The following is a 16191-nucleotide window of genomic DNA, read 5'->3' on the forward strand; positions in this document are numbered from 1 at the left end:
GCCTTCGCGCCGCCGCGCCGCCAGACTTCGGGCGATGCCGTCGGCCTGGGACCAGACTCCGGAGGACCTGCGCGCGCTCGGCTACGAGCGGGACGCGGCGCACCTCTTCGGCCGGCTGCAGCGCATCGCGACGTGGGACGCGGCGGGCCCGGCGCTGGGGCGGCGCGGGCGCGACCTCGTCGAGCGCGCGGGGCTCGACCTCACGCTCCCGCGCATCGTGGAGGAGCGGCCCTCGGCGGACGGCGCGACCCGCATCGTCCTCGAGCTCGCGGACGGCGCGCGGATCGAGGCGGTGCACATGCCGCGCGCGGTGCGGCGGCCGCGCGTCACGATCTGCGTCTCGAGCCAGGTCGGCTGCGCGATGGGCTGCACCTTCTGCGCGACCGCGCGGATGGGCCTCGTGCGCAGCCTCACCCCCGCGGAGGTGGTGGCGCAGCTCCACGCGGTGATGCGTCGCTTCGGCCCGCGCTCGGTGGAGCAGCTCAACGTCGTCTTCATGGGGATGGGCGAGCCGCTCCACGACGTCGAGGTCCTCGTCCGCGCGCTCGAGGTCCTCTGCGATCCGGCCGGCCTCGGCCTCGCGCCCGGCCGCGTCACGGTGTCGACGGTGGGTCACGTCGCGAACCTCGATCGGCTCGCAGAGAGTCGCTGGCTCCCGCAGCTCGCGATCAGCGTGAACGCCGCGAGTGACGAGGTCCGCCGGAGCCTCATGCCGATCAACCGCAAGTGGCCGCTCGCCGAGCTCCGCGCGGCGCTCGATCGCTGGCCGCGCGATCGGAAGGTGACGCTCGAGTACGTCCTCCTCGCCGGCGTGAACGACGACGACGCGAGCGCGGATCGCCTCGCGCGCTGGGTCGGCGACCTCCGCCACGTCGTGAACGTGATCCCGTTCAACGCGTGGGAGGGCGCGCCTTACCGCGAGCCGAGCGAGGAGCGCATCGCCGCGTTCTGCGCGCGCCTCCACGCGGGAGGCTGCCTCGCGAAGGTCCGTCGCTCGCGCGGCCGCGACGCGCGCGCCGCGTGTGGGATGCTCGTCACAGGACGTGCTGCCACGCCGGCAGCGTGAGCATCGAGAGACCGCGCCCACGATCGCGCCGCAACGTCCCACCCGAGCGCGCCTGCGTCAACCATGGCCGCGGCCGCGCTCTCATGACGGCCTCGCGCTTGCATCTCGAGGGAGGGTGGAGACTCCGTGATGAAGCAGAAGCTGGCGGCCGTGCTCGCGGCGCTCGCGTGGTGCGGGCTGGTCGCGGCGTGCGACGACGACACGGGCACGGAGACCGGCACCGGCAACACGCGTTCGGTCGGGACGAACTGCCCGGTCGCAGGCGGCGGGACGAGCGGCACGGTGGTCGGCGGCGGCACCTCGACGAGCGGCGGCACGACGACCGGCGAGGGCACCGCGACGAACGAGGCCGTCGACGACGGCGACTGCACGACCGCCGGCAGCGGCACGAGCAGCGGCACCGGCACCACCACGAGCACGAGCGGCGGGCCCGAGGACCCGCCGCCCGGCGTCCCGTTCCCGACGCGTTAGCTCGCGGACGCTTGTCCGAGCAGCTCGTTGACCTTGCGCTCGTACTCCTCGGAGGTGATCTCCTTCGCGGCGAGGCGCTCCGCGAGGGCGGTGAGCTCGGCGCCGTGGGCGGCCTTCGCTTGCTCGACCTTCGCTTCGTTCGCGCCGTACTCCTTCCGGAGCTTCCCCTTCTCTTCGCTGAAGACCTTGCGCAGCTCGGCGGGCGTGGCCTTGCCGTCGGTCTCGTAGAAGTGGTTCACCGCGCGCCCGACCGCGCCGACGGCGACGTAGGAGACGACCGCGCCGCTGACCGCGCCCGCGAGCGTGCCCCAGCCCGGGATCATCTTCACGAGCGAGTGCGCCGCGCTCTGCGCCATCGCGATCGAGAGGATCGACGCGAAGCGCGTCCACTTCTCCTTGCCGGTGAGGGGCTGGCCCCACAAGATCGAGATCTCGTCGACGACCGCGCCGAGCTGCAAGAGCACGCCGACGTCGCCGACGAACGGTATCGGGAGCGCGCCGAGGATGGCGGCGTTCATCGTGCGCCGCGCGAGGACCGCCTTCACGCGCGCCTGGCGCTCGACCGGATCGAGCGCGGGCGAGACCGGCAGGTCGTAGGCGCGGCGCCGGAGGAAGTCGTCGAGCTGTCCGTCGCCGCTCTCGACCGAGAACGCGTTGCGGATCTTCTTCAGCACGTCGTTCTCGGACTGCACGGCGCCGTCGCTCGTCGCCATCGCGTACGCGACCTCGAAGACGGCGCGCCGCACGACGGGTGAGGTCACGGCGGCGAGATCGGCCTCGAGGTCCGACGGCTCGGTGAGGAGGTCTTCGAGCGACTTCCCCTCGACCACCGGCACGAGCTCCGCCACGGCCGATCGAAACAACTTGCGCTCCTCGTCGCTGATCTTCCCGTCCGCCCGCGCGACCGCCCCGATCACGCGCAGCGCCGCCGTTACCTCCGCTTGGCTCATGGTTCTCTCTCCCTTCGCCGCCCCCCATAGCACGACCGCGGCAGCGACCCGGATCCCGACCCTGCGTAAGAGCCCGCGCCGTCGGGGAACGCGATCGCGGCAGCGTGCATGCGCGTCGCAGCGCGTGCGACTCCCGCGCAGCAAATTCGCGGATCCTGCTCCGGCGCTTCGTCTCGTGCGTAGGCTGCGCGATTCTGCAGACTTGCGGCCCTCTCGGGCCGTTCTTGCCGAAGGAGCCTTTCCCATGATGAAGCGTTCAATCGCCCTTGGACTCGGTGTGCTTGCAGGAATGCTCGGAGCGCCGGTCGCGGCCCACGCCGAGCCGCTGGTCGCCTTGAAGGTGTCGACGTCCACGAGCGCCCTCGTCACGTTCGACAGCGCGACGCCGGGCACGGTCGATCCCGACAAGCCGATCGCGGGGCTCGACACGGGCGACGTCCTCGTCTCGATCGATCATCGCCCCGACACCGGGGTGCTCTACGGCATCGCGCAGTCCGGCAAGCTCTACACGCTCGCCATCGCCGGCAACGCGGTCACCGCGACGCGCGTCGGGACGAACGCGGTGACGCTGACGGGCCCGTCGTTCGGCATCGACTTCAACCCGTCCGTCGACCGCATCCGCGTCGTCAGCACCGCGCGCGAGAACCTGCGCCTCAACCCGGCCGACGCGACGCAGCTCCCGGCGGGCGCCTCGCCGGAGCTGAAGCTCCAGTACCCGGTCGCCGGCGTGTGCCCGACGCTCGACGCGCCGATCGAGCCCATCGACGGGCCGCTCGTGATCGGCGTCGCGTACCGGAACAACGTGGGCGGCGCGGCGGGCTTCACCGACGCGGACGGCTCGAACCAGGGGCTCCTCCAGTACGGCATCGACGCGCGGAGCTCGAGCCTCGTGCGGATGGGGAACGCGAACCTCAACGACGGCTGCGTCCAGACGGTGGGATCGCTCAACATCACGCTCGACGCCGACCCCGCGACGCACGGCGGCTTCGACATCTCGACCGCGACCGGCGTCGCGTACGCGTCGCTGTCCACCGGCGGCGGCGCCCCGACGCTCTACACGATCAACCTCGAGACCGGCGCGGCGACGTCGGTCGGCGCGCTCCCCGCCGACACGCGTGACGTCGTCGCGCTCGGTGCGCCGAAGGCGGCGCCGGTGTTCGCCGTCACGAAGAGCAACAAGCTCCTGAAGTTCGACGCGTCGGACCCGGGCGTCTTCACGCTGCAGCCCACCGCGATCACGGGGCTCGGCGCCGGCGAAGCGGTGCACGCGATCGACTTCCGCCCGAAGACGGGTCAGCTCTACGCGCTCGCGGTCGCGGGCACGGTCGCCAAGCTCTACACGGTCGACAAGACGACGGCGGCCGCCACGGTCGTGAACGCGGCCGGCTTCACGGTCGAGGGCGAGGCCTTCGGCATGGACTTCAACCCCGTCGCCGACGCGCTCCGCATCACGAGCAACACGGGGAAGAACTACCGCATCGCGATCGCGGACGGCGACGCCGGGACCGACACCGACCTCGAGGTGCAGGACGGACCAGACCCCGGCGCGAGCCCCTCCGGCGGCGCGGTCGCGTACACGAACAACGTCGCGGCGCCGACGGGCGGGACGCGGCTCCTCCTCCTCGACCCGGCTGCGCGCTCGCTCTTCTCGCAGGGCTCGCTCGCGGACGGCGGCGTCGTCGACGGAGGTCCGAACGGCGGCCAGCTCTTCTTCGTCGCGCGCGCCGGCGTCGGGAGCGCGGCGACCGGCGACGCCAGCATCGTCGGCTTCGACATCGCGCCCGACGGAACGGCGTACGCGTCGTTCAACGCGGGCGGGACGCCGACGTCGCGCTTCTACCAGATCGATCTCGGCGAGCAGCCGGCCGGCAACATCGCCGCGCGCTTCGGCCGCTTGATCGGCCCGCTCCCCGGGCTTCAGGGTGAGGACCTCGTCGCGGGTATCGCGGTCGAGGTCCCGGTCCCGTCGGATCCGGGCGACGCGGGCACGGAGCCCGACTCCGGCTCGACCTCGAGCAGCACGAGCAGCTCGAGCAGCACCGGCGGCACGAGCAGCACGAGCGGCGGTACCACGCCTCCGCCGGACGGCGGAACCTCGGTCCCCGGCGCAACGCCCGGCGGCGAGGACGACGACGGCTGCAACTGCCGCAGCGCCCCCACGATGGCCTCGGCCCCAAGCGCCCTCGGCCTCGCGCTCGCAACACTCTGGCTCGTCCGCCGCCGCCGCCAGTCACGCTAAGCCGATGCCGTTCCGCGGGCGCGCAAGAAGCGCGTCCGCGGACGCTCGCACCACGCTCGCACCCGCGGTCGCGCACGACCGCGCCCGTTGGACGCAAGCGTTCGCAGGCGTCGCCGTAGATGGTCGCGTTCGCAGGCGTCCGACCGCGCGTCGCGGACGGTCGCACTCGCATCCATTCGCGTTCACGCCCGCGCTCGCGGCGTCGTCGGCATCGCCGTGGATGTGCGCGCTCGCAGGCGTCCGCGGTATGCCCGACGGCGCGTCGTGGATGGTCGCGTTCGCACGCGTTCGTGCACGCGCTCGCGGCGTTACGACGGCGCGTCGTGGGTGATCGCGTTCGCGGGTGTTCACGACAGCGCGCCGTGGATGGGTCGCGTTCGCAGGTGTCCGCGGTATGCCCGACGGCGCGTCGTGGACGGGTCGTGTTCGCAGGTGTCCGTGGTGCGCGTCGTGGATGGGCGTGTCTTGTGGGCGTTACTTCGGGTGGCGGCGGCGGCGTGACACGCAGGTGATGGCGGCGAGGAGCCAGAGTGCGGTCGAAGGAGCGGGCGCGCCTGGGGCCGTGCTGCACCCCGCAGGCGGCGTCGCGGTGTACTTTCTCTTCCTCCTCTTCGGAGTGTCGTCGTCGTCCTCGTCGTCCGTCGACTTCGTTTTCTTCTTTGTCGTGCCGTCGTCGTCGATCGAATCGGATTGTGGCTTCGTCGTCGACGTGTCGTCGTCGGTCTCCGTCGACTGCGCTGGGGCGGGCTCCGGCGGTGGGGGGTACATCTGGACGAGCCCGGCGATGTCGCCGGGGCTCAGCGTCGTCGGGAACACGGTGAAGCGGTCCGGGTAGCAGTAGTTCATGATCGACATCAGGTCCCAAGCGCCGATCGCCTCGCCGTCTTGGAACGGGTCGCGATCTTCGCAGGACTGCGGCGTGTCGAGCCGCTCCTGCTCGTGGAGGAAGCCGAGCGCGTGGCCCATCTCGTGGATCGCGATCGACTTGATGCACCGCTCGCGCTTCGCCTCGTTCCCGCGGCAGATCGCGCCGAAGAACGGATCGTTCGCGAACGTGAAGTCGAGCACCATGCCGCCCGGCATACCGTCGAGCTCGTTGCCGAACGCCTCCACGCGCGGGCCGTCGCCGCCGCTCGCCACGCGGATGTGAATGCCGGGAGAGCTCGCGGTGCAGGCGCCGTAGCCGGTGAAGCGGACGGCGCGGTCGTTCTTCTCCCAGCTGTCGGTGAAGCTCTGCTTCGTCCACTCCTTCTCCTTCTCGAAGCCGGGCGTCTCCCAGCAGACAGGGATCTTCCCGGGCTCCTTCCAGAGCACCTCCCGCAAGACCTTGAGCTGCGAGCTCGTGGCGCCGAGCGCGATCTCCTTCTCGACCGGCTCGGCGCAGCCGGCGCCGGCGCCGGCTACGACGGAGAGGATGCTCGCGAACAGCGCCGCGCGGAGCTTCGTCATGCTCCACGAGAGAGCATCGTTCGTACCGTCCTCTCCCCGCGCAGCTTTCCAGCTACGTGCGATCTGCACGCAGTGACGACGCTCGTTCTCCAGCAAACGTGGAATCTGAAACCCACCCGCCGACCCCACCGAGGGCGACTCCCATCCCATGAGGCGCCAAGGTAGGTCCTGACGTAGGCTAGAGTCCGCGATGATGACGGCGAACCTCGCCATGATGAGCCCTGAGGTCGAAGCTGCGGCGGGGAGGTTTCGTGGGTTCTTTCAGGAGCTCGCGCGCACCTTCGTCGAGAGGGAGGACCTGCTCGCGCAGATCGCGCTCGCGCTCCTCGCGCGTGAGCACGTGCTGATGACCGGGCCGCCGGGGACGGCGAAGAGCGGGGTCGCGGCGGCGGTGCTCGGGCGCATCGTCGACGAGCGGACCGGGAAGCCGAGCGTCTTCGCGCGGCAGTTCACGGAGAGCACCGTGCAGACGGACCTCGTCGGTCCGATCGACTTCAAGACGCTCATGCAGTCCGGGCGGACGGAGCACTTCACCGACGAAGGCATGCTCGGCGCGGTGCACGCCTTCCTCGACGAGGTGCTCGACGGGCGCGACATGCTGCTCCGCACCACCCTCAACGTCCTGCAGGAGCGCGAGCTGAAGCAGGGCACGAAGACGACGGCGGGCCAGATCGAGTGCGCGTTGATGACGACGAACCGATACCTCGCGGAGGTGCTCGAGGGATCGCGCGAGACGCTGCTCGCCTTCGTCGATCGCATCGCGTTCGTGTCGTTCATCCCGAAGGGGTTCAGCGACGCAGAGAGCCTCGGCCGCGTCGTGCGCTCGCAGATCGGCGGCGCGCGGCGGCCGCTCACGTCGCTCCTGACGATCCAGGACCTCGACGTCCTCCAGGCGATCGCCGACCGCGTCGTCGTCGGCGACGAGCTGTGCGGGGCCCTCTGCACGCTGCTCGAGCACCTCGACGCCGACCTCGCCCAGGCCGCGAAGCACGATCCGACGTTCCTCGCGACGCGCTACCTCTCGACCCGCACCGCGGTGCGGCTCGGCCGCATCCTCCGCGCGATCTGCGTCTACGACGCGATCATGAACGGCGCGACGCGCACGCTCGAGGCCGAGCATCAGGACCTCGCGCTCCTCCGCCTCTCCGTCCTCCTCTCCGGTCCGAGCCACGGCTCGCTCGCGCGGCTGATCGAGCGGGAGTCCGATCCGCGCGAGCGGCGGCAGCTCTCGATCCTCCGCACCGAGCGCGAGATCTTCGATCGCGCCCTCGCGCGCTTGCCGAAGCCCGCCGCGAAGAAGAAGGAGCCGCGGAAGGAGAACAAGCTCGAGGCGAAGGTCGAGGAGGCGATCGCCGCGCCCGCGCCGGCGCCGCTGCTCGAGACCGCGGCCGAGCTCGCGAAGGTGAGCGACGCCGGCGGGCCCGGCGCGCAGCAGGCGCAGGCGCTCCTCGACACCACGCTCGGCCACCTCGCCGAGCGCGCGCTCCGCGCCGGCGCGACCGCGGGCGCGGGCCCGAGCAACGACGCGGGGGCGGTCGTGACGGAGCTCTCGACCCTCGCCGACGGGCTCGAGCAGGCGAGCGGCGCCACGCGTCCCGTCGCGCGCTGGCTCCGCGGCCGCGCGATCCGCATCCTCCTCGACAGCGCGTCGCTCATGGGCCACTCGCTCGATCGGCTCGAGGTGATCCTCGGGACGTGCGAGCGGCTCCGCGCGGCGGGCGCGGACCTCGACGCCGACCTCGCCGAGCGCGCGACGTCGCTCGCGGTCACGCGCGTCGAGGACGACCTCGTCGAGTCGTGTGACGCGGGCTTCCGCGACGCCGTCGCCGACTCCCTGAAGCGGGTGGGGGACGAGGACCTCGGCGTCCTCCTGAAGGCGCTCGCGCCGGCGCTCGCGCAGATCGACACGATCGGCGCGCGCCTCGTCGCGCTCGGCGGCAAGCCGGACTCGCTCAAGACCAAGGTCATCGGCGCCCGCATCGAGCCGCTCGTGAAGGCCGCCTTCGCGCGCGTGAACACGACCGACCGCGCCGCGCTCGTGGAGCAGGTCGGCCAGCTCGTCGACGCGCTGCACGCTTCGAACCTCCGCGCCGTCCTCCCGAAGACGACCGTGCTCCGCTTCGCGGTCGAGGCGCTCGTCCGCTCGGAGCAAGGGAAGGGGACCGTGCCGCCGTCGCCGGTGCGGGACTACGACGGCTACCGCGCGCTCCGCTCCTCCATGCAGCGCGTGTCGCTCGCGTTCACGACGACGGAGCTCGCGCTCCGCACGTCGCCGGAGAAGCCCGCCCTCGCGCACACGCCCGACGCGCTCGTCTCGAGCATGAGCGACGTGATCGCCGCGCTCCCGGAGACGCTGCGGCAGGAGGTGGTGACGCTCGACCTCGCGCGCATCGATCGCGCGGTCGCGTTCGTCGAGACGTGGTGGAGCCAGCTCTCCGCGCGGTCGGACCTCGCCGCGCTCGAGGCGAGCAAGTTCTTCGTCGTGACGCGCGAGGAGGGCGCGCTCCTCCGCTTCACGCTCGAGGCCCGCGTCATCGCCGACGTGTTCCCGGAGGCGGCCGAGCGGGTCGGCCCGATGCGCGCGCGGATCGAGGCCCTCGAGGCGGCGTCGAGCAAGGCGCTCGTCGATCTGCGCCGCGTCCGGGCCGACGCCGCGTGGGGCGAGATCCTGGGGCCGCGCTCCTGACGTCATGAACGAGACGGCCGACCGCCTCGATCGGATCCTCAAGGGCCCCGCCGCGATCGAGGCGCAGACGTTGTTCCGCATCGTGCGGCCCGTCCTCGCGTTGGCGGGATGGCGCGCGAAGCTCGAGAGCAAGGCGACGCTGGAGCTCGTGGCGCTCCTCCGCGACGAGACGCGAGACTGGAACGACATCGCGGCGAAGCTCCCCCACGCGGAGAAGGAGCTCGAGGCGAACGTGTCGATGCTCGAGCGCGTCACGATCGTCAAGAAGGAGGCGCCGATCGCGCACGTGCTCTGGCTCCGCCGCGTCGTCGGCGTGCTCGCCCTCACGCGCGAGGCGGTCACGGCGGAGGACCGCGACGCCGACGTCGTCTACGAGGCGCTGCGGACCGATCCGAGCGTGGTGCTCCCGCCGCTCGCGCCGCTCAGGATCGAGCGGCCCTCGAAGGAGGAGGACGGCGAGGACCACCGGCTCGTCGACCTCGAGCTCGCCACGATCGATCACCTCATGACCGCCGCCCGCGCGGAGAGCTTGATGCTGGGGCGGCGGCGGAGGCTCCTCGTCGCGGCGCGGCAGCGGCTCCTCGAGGCCGCGGCCGCGCTGCCGCTCGAGCGCGGCGGCGTCGGGATGCGCGCGCGCTGGCTCGCGCAGGAGATCACGCGGATCGATCGGCTCCAGGGCGCGGGCGTCGATCCCGAGGTCTCGCTCGTCCACCAGGCGCGGCAGGCGCTCACGCGGCGGAAGACGGATCTCCTCTACGGCTGCCTCGGCGCGCTGGAGGCGAACGGCGACCGCGAGCTCTCGATCCGCGCGGGGCGCGCGCTCCGCCGCATCGGCGGGGACGCGCACGCGGCCTCGGCGGAGCAGTCGACGAACGAGCTGCTCGGATCCACCGTCGCGCTCGTCGCGGAGGCGATCGCGGAGGCGCGCTCCGACGCCGAGACGACGATCGCGGTCGCGGAGGCGGAGTCCGATCGCGAGCAGGCGCGGTGGCTCCTCACCGCCATCCCCGCCGACGCCGGCGCCGCGATCGCGCGCGCGGCGATCGCGGCGGACGGCTTCTTCGAGGTCGGCGGCACGCTCGCGCCGGTGCGCGTCGTCGAAGAGACGACGGTGCCGCGCGTCGTGAAGCACCCGACGCGCGACATGATCCTGCAGACGGCGGAGGACGTGAACGACCTGCGGGACGCGCTCGTCGGCGATCCGCGCACGATCCTCCTCGACCTCGCGATCGGGCGCCTCTTCGCGCGCCGCTACGTGCGCGACGAGCCGGCGCGCCGCTCGCGGGTGGTGCTCCACGGCGAGGTCCGCGTCTACGTGCTCGACGGCTCGACCTCGATGTGGGGCACCCGCGCGCGCGTGCGGGACGCGATCCTCGTCGCGGAGCTCACCACCTTGATGCGGCGGCTCGAGACGCCGCGCAACGTGCGGTGCACGCTCTTTTATCGCTATTTCAACACGAAGCTCGGGCCGGTTCATCGGGTGCAGACGATCGCGGAGGCGAAAGATGCCATTCGCCAAGTGGTCAGCGCGAACCGCGAGGGCGGGACCAACATCCAACTAGCGCTCGCGTCGTCGATCGCGCAGATCGCGGAGGCGCGGGCGGGCGATCCGGACCTCGCGCGCGCCCAGATCGTCCTCATCACCGACGGCGAGGCGCCGGTCGACGAGGCCGCGCTCGTCGCCGCGCGCGACGCGATCGTGGGGCTGCCGATCGGCGTCAGCGTCATCGCGATCGGCGAGGAGAACCCGGCGCTGCGCGGCCTCGTCGCCCGGCAGCGCGCGAAGGGCGAGGCCGCCTTCTACCACTTCATCGAGCAGGCCGACTGCGAGGCGATCGTCGCGGGTGAGGTCCTCGGCGACGCGGTGCACGCGCCGGAGACGTGGGCGCGCCTCGCGGCGGATCCGCGCGCCCTCGACGACGAGCTCGGCGGCCTCGTCGAGGAGCTCGAGCAGATCGATCGGCGGCGCGATCACGAGGCGCTCGAGCGGCTCGACGAGGAGGCGCGGGCGCGCGTCGAGGTCGGGCTCGAGCACGAGGCCCTCTGCCAGGGCGAGCGCGCGCGGTTCGAGGCGCTGCGGAAGGACCGCGTCGCCCTCGAGGCCCGCTTCGCGCGATGGTTCCCGCCGCCGGCCCCCGGCACGCCCGCGCGCGTGGACGATCCCGCGCTGCCCGCGCCCGGGACGCCGGAGCGCGACGACATCGACGCGGTCGTCTGCGCGCTCGCCTCCGTCGCCGAGGTGGTGGCGCTGCTCGGCGGGAGCACCCTCACGCGGCGGGCCGACGCGATCGACCTCATCGAGCGCATCCTCCCCGACGCCCGCCTCACGCCGGCGTCGTACCGCGCGGTCCTCCGGAATTTTCCAGTGCCAATAACCTCGTCCTTACGCGCACTTCACGACGCGGTAGTGTCACCCGGCGATCCTCGCTTGGGGGATCGATGACCCTGTTGTGGGGCTCGCAACACGCGGTTTCTCGGAGTTTCAGACGGTGCGAGATGTGCGCTTTCGCCGATCCGCGTCGGCACACGGACTGCAACGTTGGTTGGTATGCGCCTCATCGTCCTCTCCCTCGCGGCGGCACTCGGGCTCGGCATCGGCAGCATCTCGGCCGTCGCTGCTGCAGGGCACCACAAGGCCGCGCCGCCGGTGAGCCAGTACGACGTCGCGTCCACGAACGTGGACCTCGCGCAGACGAAGCTCCGGAGCGGCGACGTCGCGAGCGCGCGCGTGCACCTCGAGGCGGCGAAGGCGAGCACCGCCGCGTGCGACGCCGACGCCACGTGCAAGGCCCGCGTCGATCACTTCAACCTCCACGCCCGCCTCGAGCAGACCGCCCGCCGCGTCGCGCTCTGGGAGAAGAAGTAACGCTCAGCCAGCCGCGAAGCGCGTCGAGCGCGCGGCGATCGTAGTGTGGACGAAGTGGAGCTTCTTCGTCGCGGTGTCCGACAGCACGAAGGGGTAGGCGTCGTCGTTGCCGAGGCCGCGGTTCAGGTTGTTGAGGACGTACGTGATCGTCGCCCAGCTCGAGATGAGCTTCTCGAAGCTCACGTCGGCGTCACCGACCGGGTTGGGCACCTCGAGGAGGGTGGGCTCGTCGTGGCGCGGCGGCTCGATCGAGACGCCGCACGCGGAGGCGGTCTCGAGCGTGTCGACCATGTGGAGGTAGTGGGCCCAGGTCTCGGCCCAGTCCTCCCACGGGTGCATCGCCGCGTACGAGCTCACGTACTCGTCTTGCCAATTCGGCGGCGGGCCCTGGCCGTAATTGCGTTTCAGCGCGTCCTGGTAGTCGGCGCGCTCGTCCCCGAAGAGCACGCGGAACGAGCCGATCGCGGGCGACGTGGAGATGAGGCGCTCCCAGTAATAATGGCCTGACTCGTGGCGGAAGTGCCCGAGCAAAGTCCGATAAGGCTCCTGCATTTCGATTCGCGTCTTCACGCGATGAGCGTCGTCGGCTTCTTGGATGTTCACGGTGATGACGCCCTCGGCGTGGCCCGTCAGCGCCTCTTCCATGAAATCGAACTGGAGCCCGTGCTCGGGGTCCTCGTGCCGGCCGCGGTAGGGGAGGCCGAGCCGATCGAACGTGTAGAGGAGCCGCCGCTTCGCGACCTCGAGCTTGTACCAGAGCCGATCGTTGCCGGCCTTGCCGAGGTTCGGGATCGTCTTCGTGAGCCGGCACGAACGGCAGAGCGCCTCCGGATCGTCCTCCCGCACGACCCAGTTGCAGACGTTGTACTTTACATAGTTATCGCAGAGGCGGTACGTCCGCCCCGTCCGCTCGGAGCGCCAGCGGTTCTGGCCCTCCGCGCCGGCGGGACGCTCGAGCGAGACGAGGAGCCCCTCCTCCGGCAGGTAGCCGAGCGCGCGCCCGCACGGGACGCAGACCGAGTTCTCGAAGAACAGGAGCTGCGCGCAGTGTGTGCAATGGAAGACCTTCATCGAGGGGAGAACCAAGGTAGCCTTGCGATGCTCGATGTCCATTCACGTCGCCCTGCATCATCGAACCTCGTATCGCTACGATCGATCGGTCTCCCTGGGGCCGCAGAGCGTGCGGCTTCGACCCGCACCCCATTGCCGGACGAAGGTCCTCGCGTACTCGCTGAAGGTCACGCCCGCGAAGCACTTCATCAACTGGCAGCAGGACCCGCAGTCGAACTACATCGCGCGCCTCGTCTTCCCCGAGAAGACGACCGCGCTCGAGATCGAGGTCGACCTCGTCGCCGAGATGGCGGCGTACAACCCGTTCGACTTCTTCGTCGAGCCCTACGCCGAGAAATGGCCGTTCGAGTACGACCCGCAGCTGAAGGTCGACCTCGCGCCGTACCTCCGCGTCGGCGAGAGCACGCCGCTCCTCGCCGAGCTCGTCGCGTCCGTGTCGCGCGAGCCGCGCACGCTCATCGACGTGCTCGTCGAGCTGAACCAGCGCCTCTGCAACACGATCAAATACCTCGTCCGCCTCGAGCCCGGCCTCCAGACGCCGGAGGAGACGCTCGCGAAGAGGTCGGGGAGCTGCCGCGACACGGGCTGGCTCCTCGTCCAGGTCTTCCGCCGCCTCGGCCTCGCCGCGCGCTTCGCCTCGGGCTACCTCATCCAGCTCGTCGCCGACACGAAGCCGCTCGAGGGGCCCGAAGGACCGAGCTCCGACTTCTGCGATCTCCACGCGTGGTGCGAGGTCTACGTCCCGGGCGCGGGTTGGATCGGGCTCGACCCGACCTCGGGCCTCCTCGCCGGCGAGGGTCACTTGCCGCTCGCGTGCAGCGCGGAGCCCTCGCTCGCGGCGCCGATCAGCGGCGCGCTCGAGGCGTGCGAGACGACCTTCACCCACGAGATGAGCGTCACGCGCGTGCGCGAGGAGCCGCGCGTCACGAAGCCGTACACGGAGGAGGCGTGGGGGGCGATCGCGGAGCTGGGGCGGAGCGTCGACGCCGCCCTCGGCGCCGGCGACGTCCGGCTCACGATGGGCGGCGAGCCCACGTTCGTGAGCGCCGACGACTTCGAGGGCGCGGAGTGGAACACCGCCGCGCTCGGGCCGACGAAGAAGAAGCTCGCGGCGGAGCTCTTTCATCGCCTCCGCGACGAATATGGGCCGAGCGGATTGGTCCATTTCGGACAAGGCAAATGGTATCCGGGCGAGCCGCTCCCGCGCTGGTCGCTCGACCTCTACTGGCGAAACGACGGAGAGCCGCTCTGGTCCGATCGCGCGCTCATCGCGGACGAGACGAAGCCGGACACCCAAGTGGCCAGTCCGGCCAACGCCGAAAAGCTCCTTCGCTCCGTCGCGAAGAACCTCGGGCTCGACCCCAAGTTCGTATTTCCCGCCTACGAAGACGCCTATTATTACGCGTGGCGCGAGCGCCGACTCCCGATCAACGTCGACCCCGCCGCCTCGAAGCTCACCGATCCGCTCGAGCGCGAGCGGCTGCGCCGCCTCTTCACCGAGGGGCTGGAGGAGGCGAGCGGGGCGGTGCTGCCGGTCGGCAAGGACCCGCTCGAGGCCGCCGCCGCGAAGGCCGCGCGCGCGAAGGGGGGGGCCGGCGAGGCCGCGCGCTGGCGCACCTCGCGCTGGCACTTCCGCGGCGAGCACTGCTTCCTCGCCCCGGGCGACTCGCCGCTCGGCCTCCGCCTCCCGCTCGACGCGACGCCCTGGATCGATCCGAAGGACCTCGTGCCGCCGAGCCCGAAGGATCCGAGCGACGAGGCGGAGCCGCTCGCCGAGCGCGCGAAGAAGCCCGGCGTGGCGGACGAGCGCGCGCCGGAGGCGGGCAAGTCGGCGCCGTGGGTCCTGAAGACCGCGATGTGCGTCGAGCCGCGCGACGGCGTCCTCCGCGTGTTCATGCCGCCGCTCGAGGCGCTCGACGACTGGGTCGAACTCGTCGGCGCGATCGAGGCCGCGGCGAAGGAGCACGCGCTGCCGATCCTCTTCGAGGGCTATCCGCCGCCGCGCGACGAGCGCCTCGGCCGGCTGAGCGTGACGCCGGACCCGGGCGTCATCGAGGTGAACATCCACCCCTCCGGCTCGTGGGACGAGCTCGTTCACCGCACGACGCACCTCTACGAGGCCGCGCGCCAGACGCGCCTCGCGGCGGAGAAGTTCATGATCGACGGGCGGCACGCCGGGACCGGGGGCGGCAACCACGTCGTCCTCGGCGGCGCGACGCCGAACGACTCCCCGTTCCTGCGGCGCCCCGATCTGCTTCGCAGCATGGTGGCTTATTTCCACCAGCACCCGTCGCTCTCGTTCCTCTTCAGCGGGATGTTCATCGGGCCGACGTCGCAGTCGCCGCGGATCGACGAGGCGCGGAACGACTCCCTCTTCGAAATCGAAATAGCTTTTGCGGAGCTCGACCGCCGCGCGGCGAAAGGCGAAGACGTCCCGCCCTGGCTCGTCGATCGCCTCTTCCGCGATCTCCTCGTCGACCTGACCGGCAACACCCATCGCGCCGAGTTCTGCATCGACAAGCTGTACTCCCCCGACGGCGCCACCGGGCGCCTCGGCCTCGTGGAGCTCCGCGCGCTCGAGATGCCCCCGCACCCGCGGATGAGCCTCGTCCAGCAGCTCCTCCTCCGCGCGCTCCTCGCCACGTTCTGGAAGGAGCCGTTCGCGCCCGCGCGCCTCACGCGCTGGGGCACCGAGCTCCACGATCGCTTCATGCTCCCGTTCTGGGTCTGGCAGGACTTCGAGGACGTCATCGCCGATCTCCGGCGCGCCGGCTTCGCCTTCGACGCGACCTGGTTCGCGCCGCACTTCGAGTTCCGCTTCCCGCTCATCGGCGCGATCGAGACGCGCGCGATGAAGCTCACGCTCCGCTCCGCGCTCGAGCCGTGGCACGTGATGGGGGAGGACGCGTCCGCCGGCGGCACCGCGCGCTACGTCGACTCGTCGCTCGAGCGGGTGGAGGCGCGCGTGACGGGGTGGAACCCGGAGCGCTTCGTGCTCACCTGCAACGGTGTGGAGGTCCCGCTTCAGCCGACGGGGAAGGCGGGCGACCTCGTCGCCGGCGTCCGCTTCCGCGCGTGGCAGCCGCCGCGCTGCCTCCATCCCCACATCGCCGTGCACGCGCCGCTCGTCTTCGACGTCGTCGATCGATGGAACGAGCGGAGCCTCGGCGGGTGCGAGTACCACGTCGCGCACCCCGGCGGCCGGAGCCACGAGACCCGCCCCGTCAACGCGCTCGAGGCCGAGGGCCGGCGGCGCGCGCGCTTCTTCGAGACCGGTCACACGCCGCGCCAGCGGATCGTGACGCAGGCCGCCCCGCCTTCTCCGGAGTTTCCCTTCACGCTGGATCTCCGCCGCGCGGCGCCGTCGAGGTAGTAGACTCGGCCTCTCTCCAT

General features: G+C 71.5%; 10 protein-coding genes. 7 read left to right on the forward strand and 3 right to left on the reverse strand.

Features of this window, described 5'->3' with window-relative positions:
* Positions 1 to 34: 34 nt before the first annotated feature.
* Positions 35 to 1066: a 23S rRNA (adenine(2503)-C(2))-methyltransferase RlmN gene (locus tag KF837_03975; protein MBX3226440.1), complete on the forward strand. Its 1032-nt coding sequence runs from the start codon at positions 35 to 37 to the stop codon at positions 1064 to 1066.
* A gap of 129 nt (positions 1067 to 1195) precedes the next feature.
* Positions 1196 to 1537 (forward strand): hypothetical protein, encoded by a 342-nt coding sequence (locus KF837_03980; protein ID MBX3226441.1) that lies wholly within the window; start codon positions 1196 to 1198, stop codon positions 1535 to 1537.
* Here the strand turns inward: KF837_03980 and KF837_03985 are convergent.
* Complete coding sequence (locus tag KF837_03985) at positions 1534 to 2487, reverse strand: TerB family tellurite resistance protein (protein ID MBX3226442.1); 954 nt, start codon at positions 2485 to 2487, stop codon at positions 1534 to 1536. The genes KF837_03980 and KF837_03985 overlap by 4 nt on opposite strands.
* 244 nt (positions 2488 to 2731) lie before the next feature.
* On the opposite strand from KF837_03985, the gene KF837_03990 reads away from it, so the two are divergent.
* Positions 2732 to 4726 (forward strand): DUF4394 domain-containing protein, encoded by a 1995-nt coding sequence (locus KF837_03990; GenBank protein ID MBX3226443.1) that lies wholly within the window; start codon positions 2732 to 2734, stop codon positions 4724 to 4726.
* A 474-nt stretch (positions 4727 to 5200) separates the two neighbouring features.
* On the opposite strand, the gene KF837_03995 is transcribed toward KF837_03990, so the two are convergent.
* On the reverse strand, positions 5201 to 6175 hold the full coding sequence (locus tag KF837_03995; protein ID MBX3226444.1) for a hypothetical protein: 975 nt from the start codon (positions 6173 to 6175) through the stop codon (positions 5201 to 5203).
* Between the two features lie 190 nt (positions 6176 to 6365).
* Here KF837_03995 and KF837_04000 point away from each other — a divergent pair, with 190 nt between their 5' ends.
* From KF837_04000 to KF837_04010, 3 genes are all read left to right on the forward strand, one after another.
* On the forward strand, positions 6366 to 8861 hold the full coding sequence (locus tag KF837_04000) for an AAA family ATPase (GenBank protein MBX3226445.1): 2496 nt from the start codon (positions 6366 to 6368) through the stop codon (positions 8859 to 8861).
* A 4-nt stretch (positions 8862 to 8865) separates the two neighbouring features.
* Positions 8866 to 11304, forward strand: a complete 2439-nt coding sequence (locus tag KF837_04005) for a VWA domain-containing protein (GenBank protein ID MBX3226446.1) — start codon at positions 8866 to 8868, stop codon at positions 11302 to 11304.
* 105 nt (positions 11305 to 11409) lie between these two features.
* Positions 11410 to 11727 carry a hypothetical protein gene (locus tag KF837_04010; GenBank protein MBX3226447.1) on the forward strand — a complete coding sequence of 106 codons (318 nt, stop codon included), beginning with the start codon at positions 11410 to 11412 and terminating at the stop codon, positions 11725 to 11727.
* Positions 11728 to 11730: 3 nt separating this feature from the next.
* Here KF837_04010 and KF837_04015 read toward each other — a convergent pair whose 3' ends face one another.
* The gene (locus KF837_04015) at positions 11731 to 12798 is read right to left on the reverse strand and encodes a putative zinc-binding peptidase (protein ID MBX3226448.1); all 1068 of its coding nucleotides are present in this window, start codon (positions 12796 to 12798) and stop codon (positions 11731 to 11733) included.
* A 34-nt stretch (positions 12799 to 12832) separates the two neighbouring features.
* Here KF837_04015 and KF837_04020 point away from each other — a divergent pair, with 34 nt between their 5' ends.
* Positions 12833 to 16171, forward strand: coding sequence for a transglutaminase family protein (locus tag KF837_04020; protein MBX3226449.1), 3339 nt, complete (start codon positions 12833 to 12835; stop codon positions 16169 to 16171).
* The last annotated feature ends 20 nt before the right edge of the window (positions 16172 to 16191 follow it).

Origin of the sequence: Labilithrix sp. (genome assembly GCA_019637155.1) — a bacterium.
Taxonomy (GTDB): domain Bacteria; phylum Myxococcota_A; class Polyangia; order Polyangiales; family Polyangiaceae; genus Labilithrix.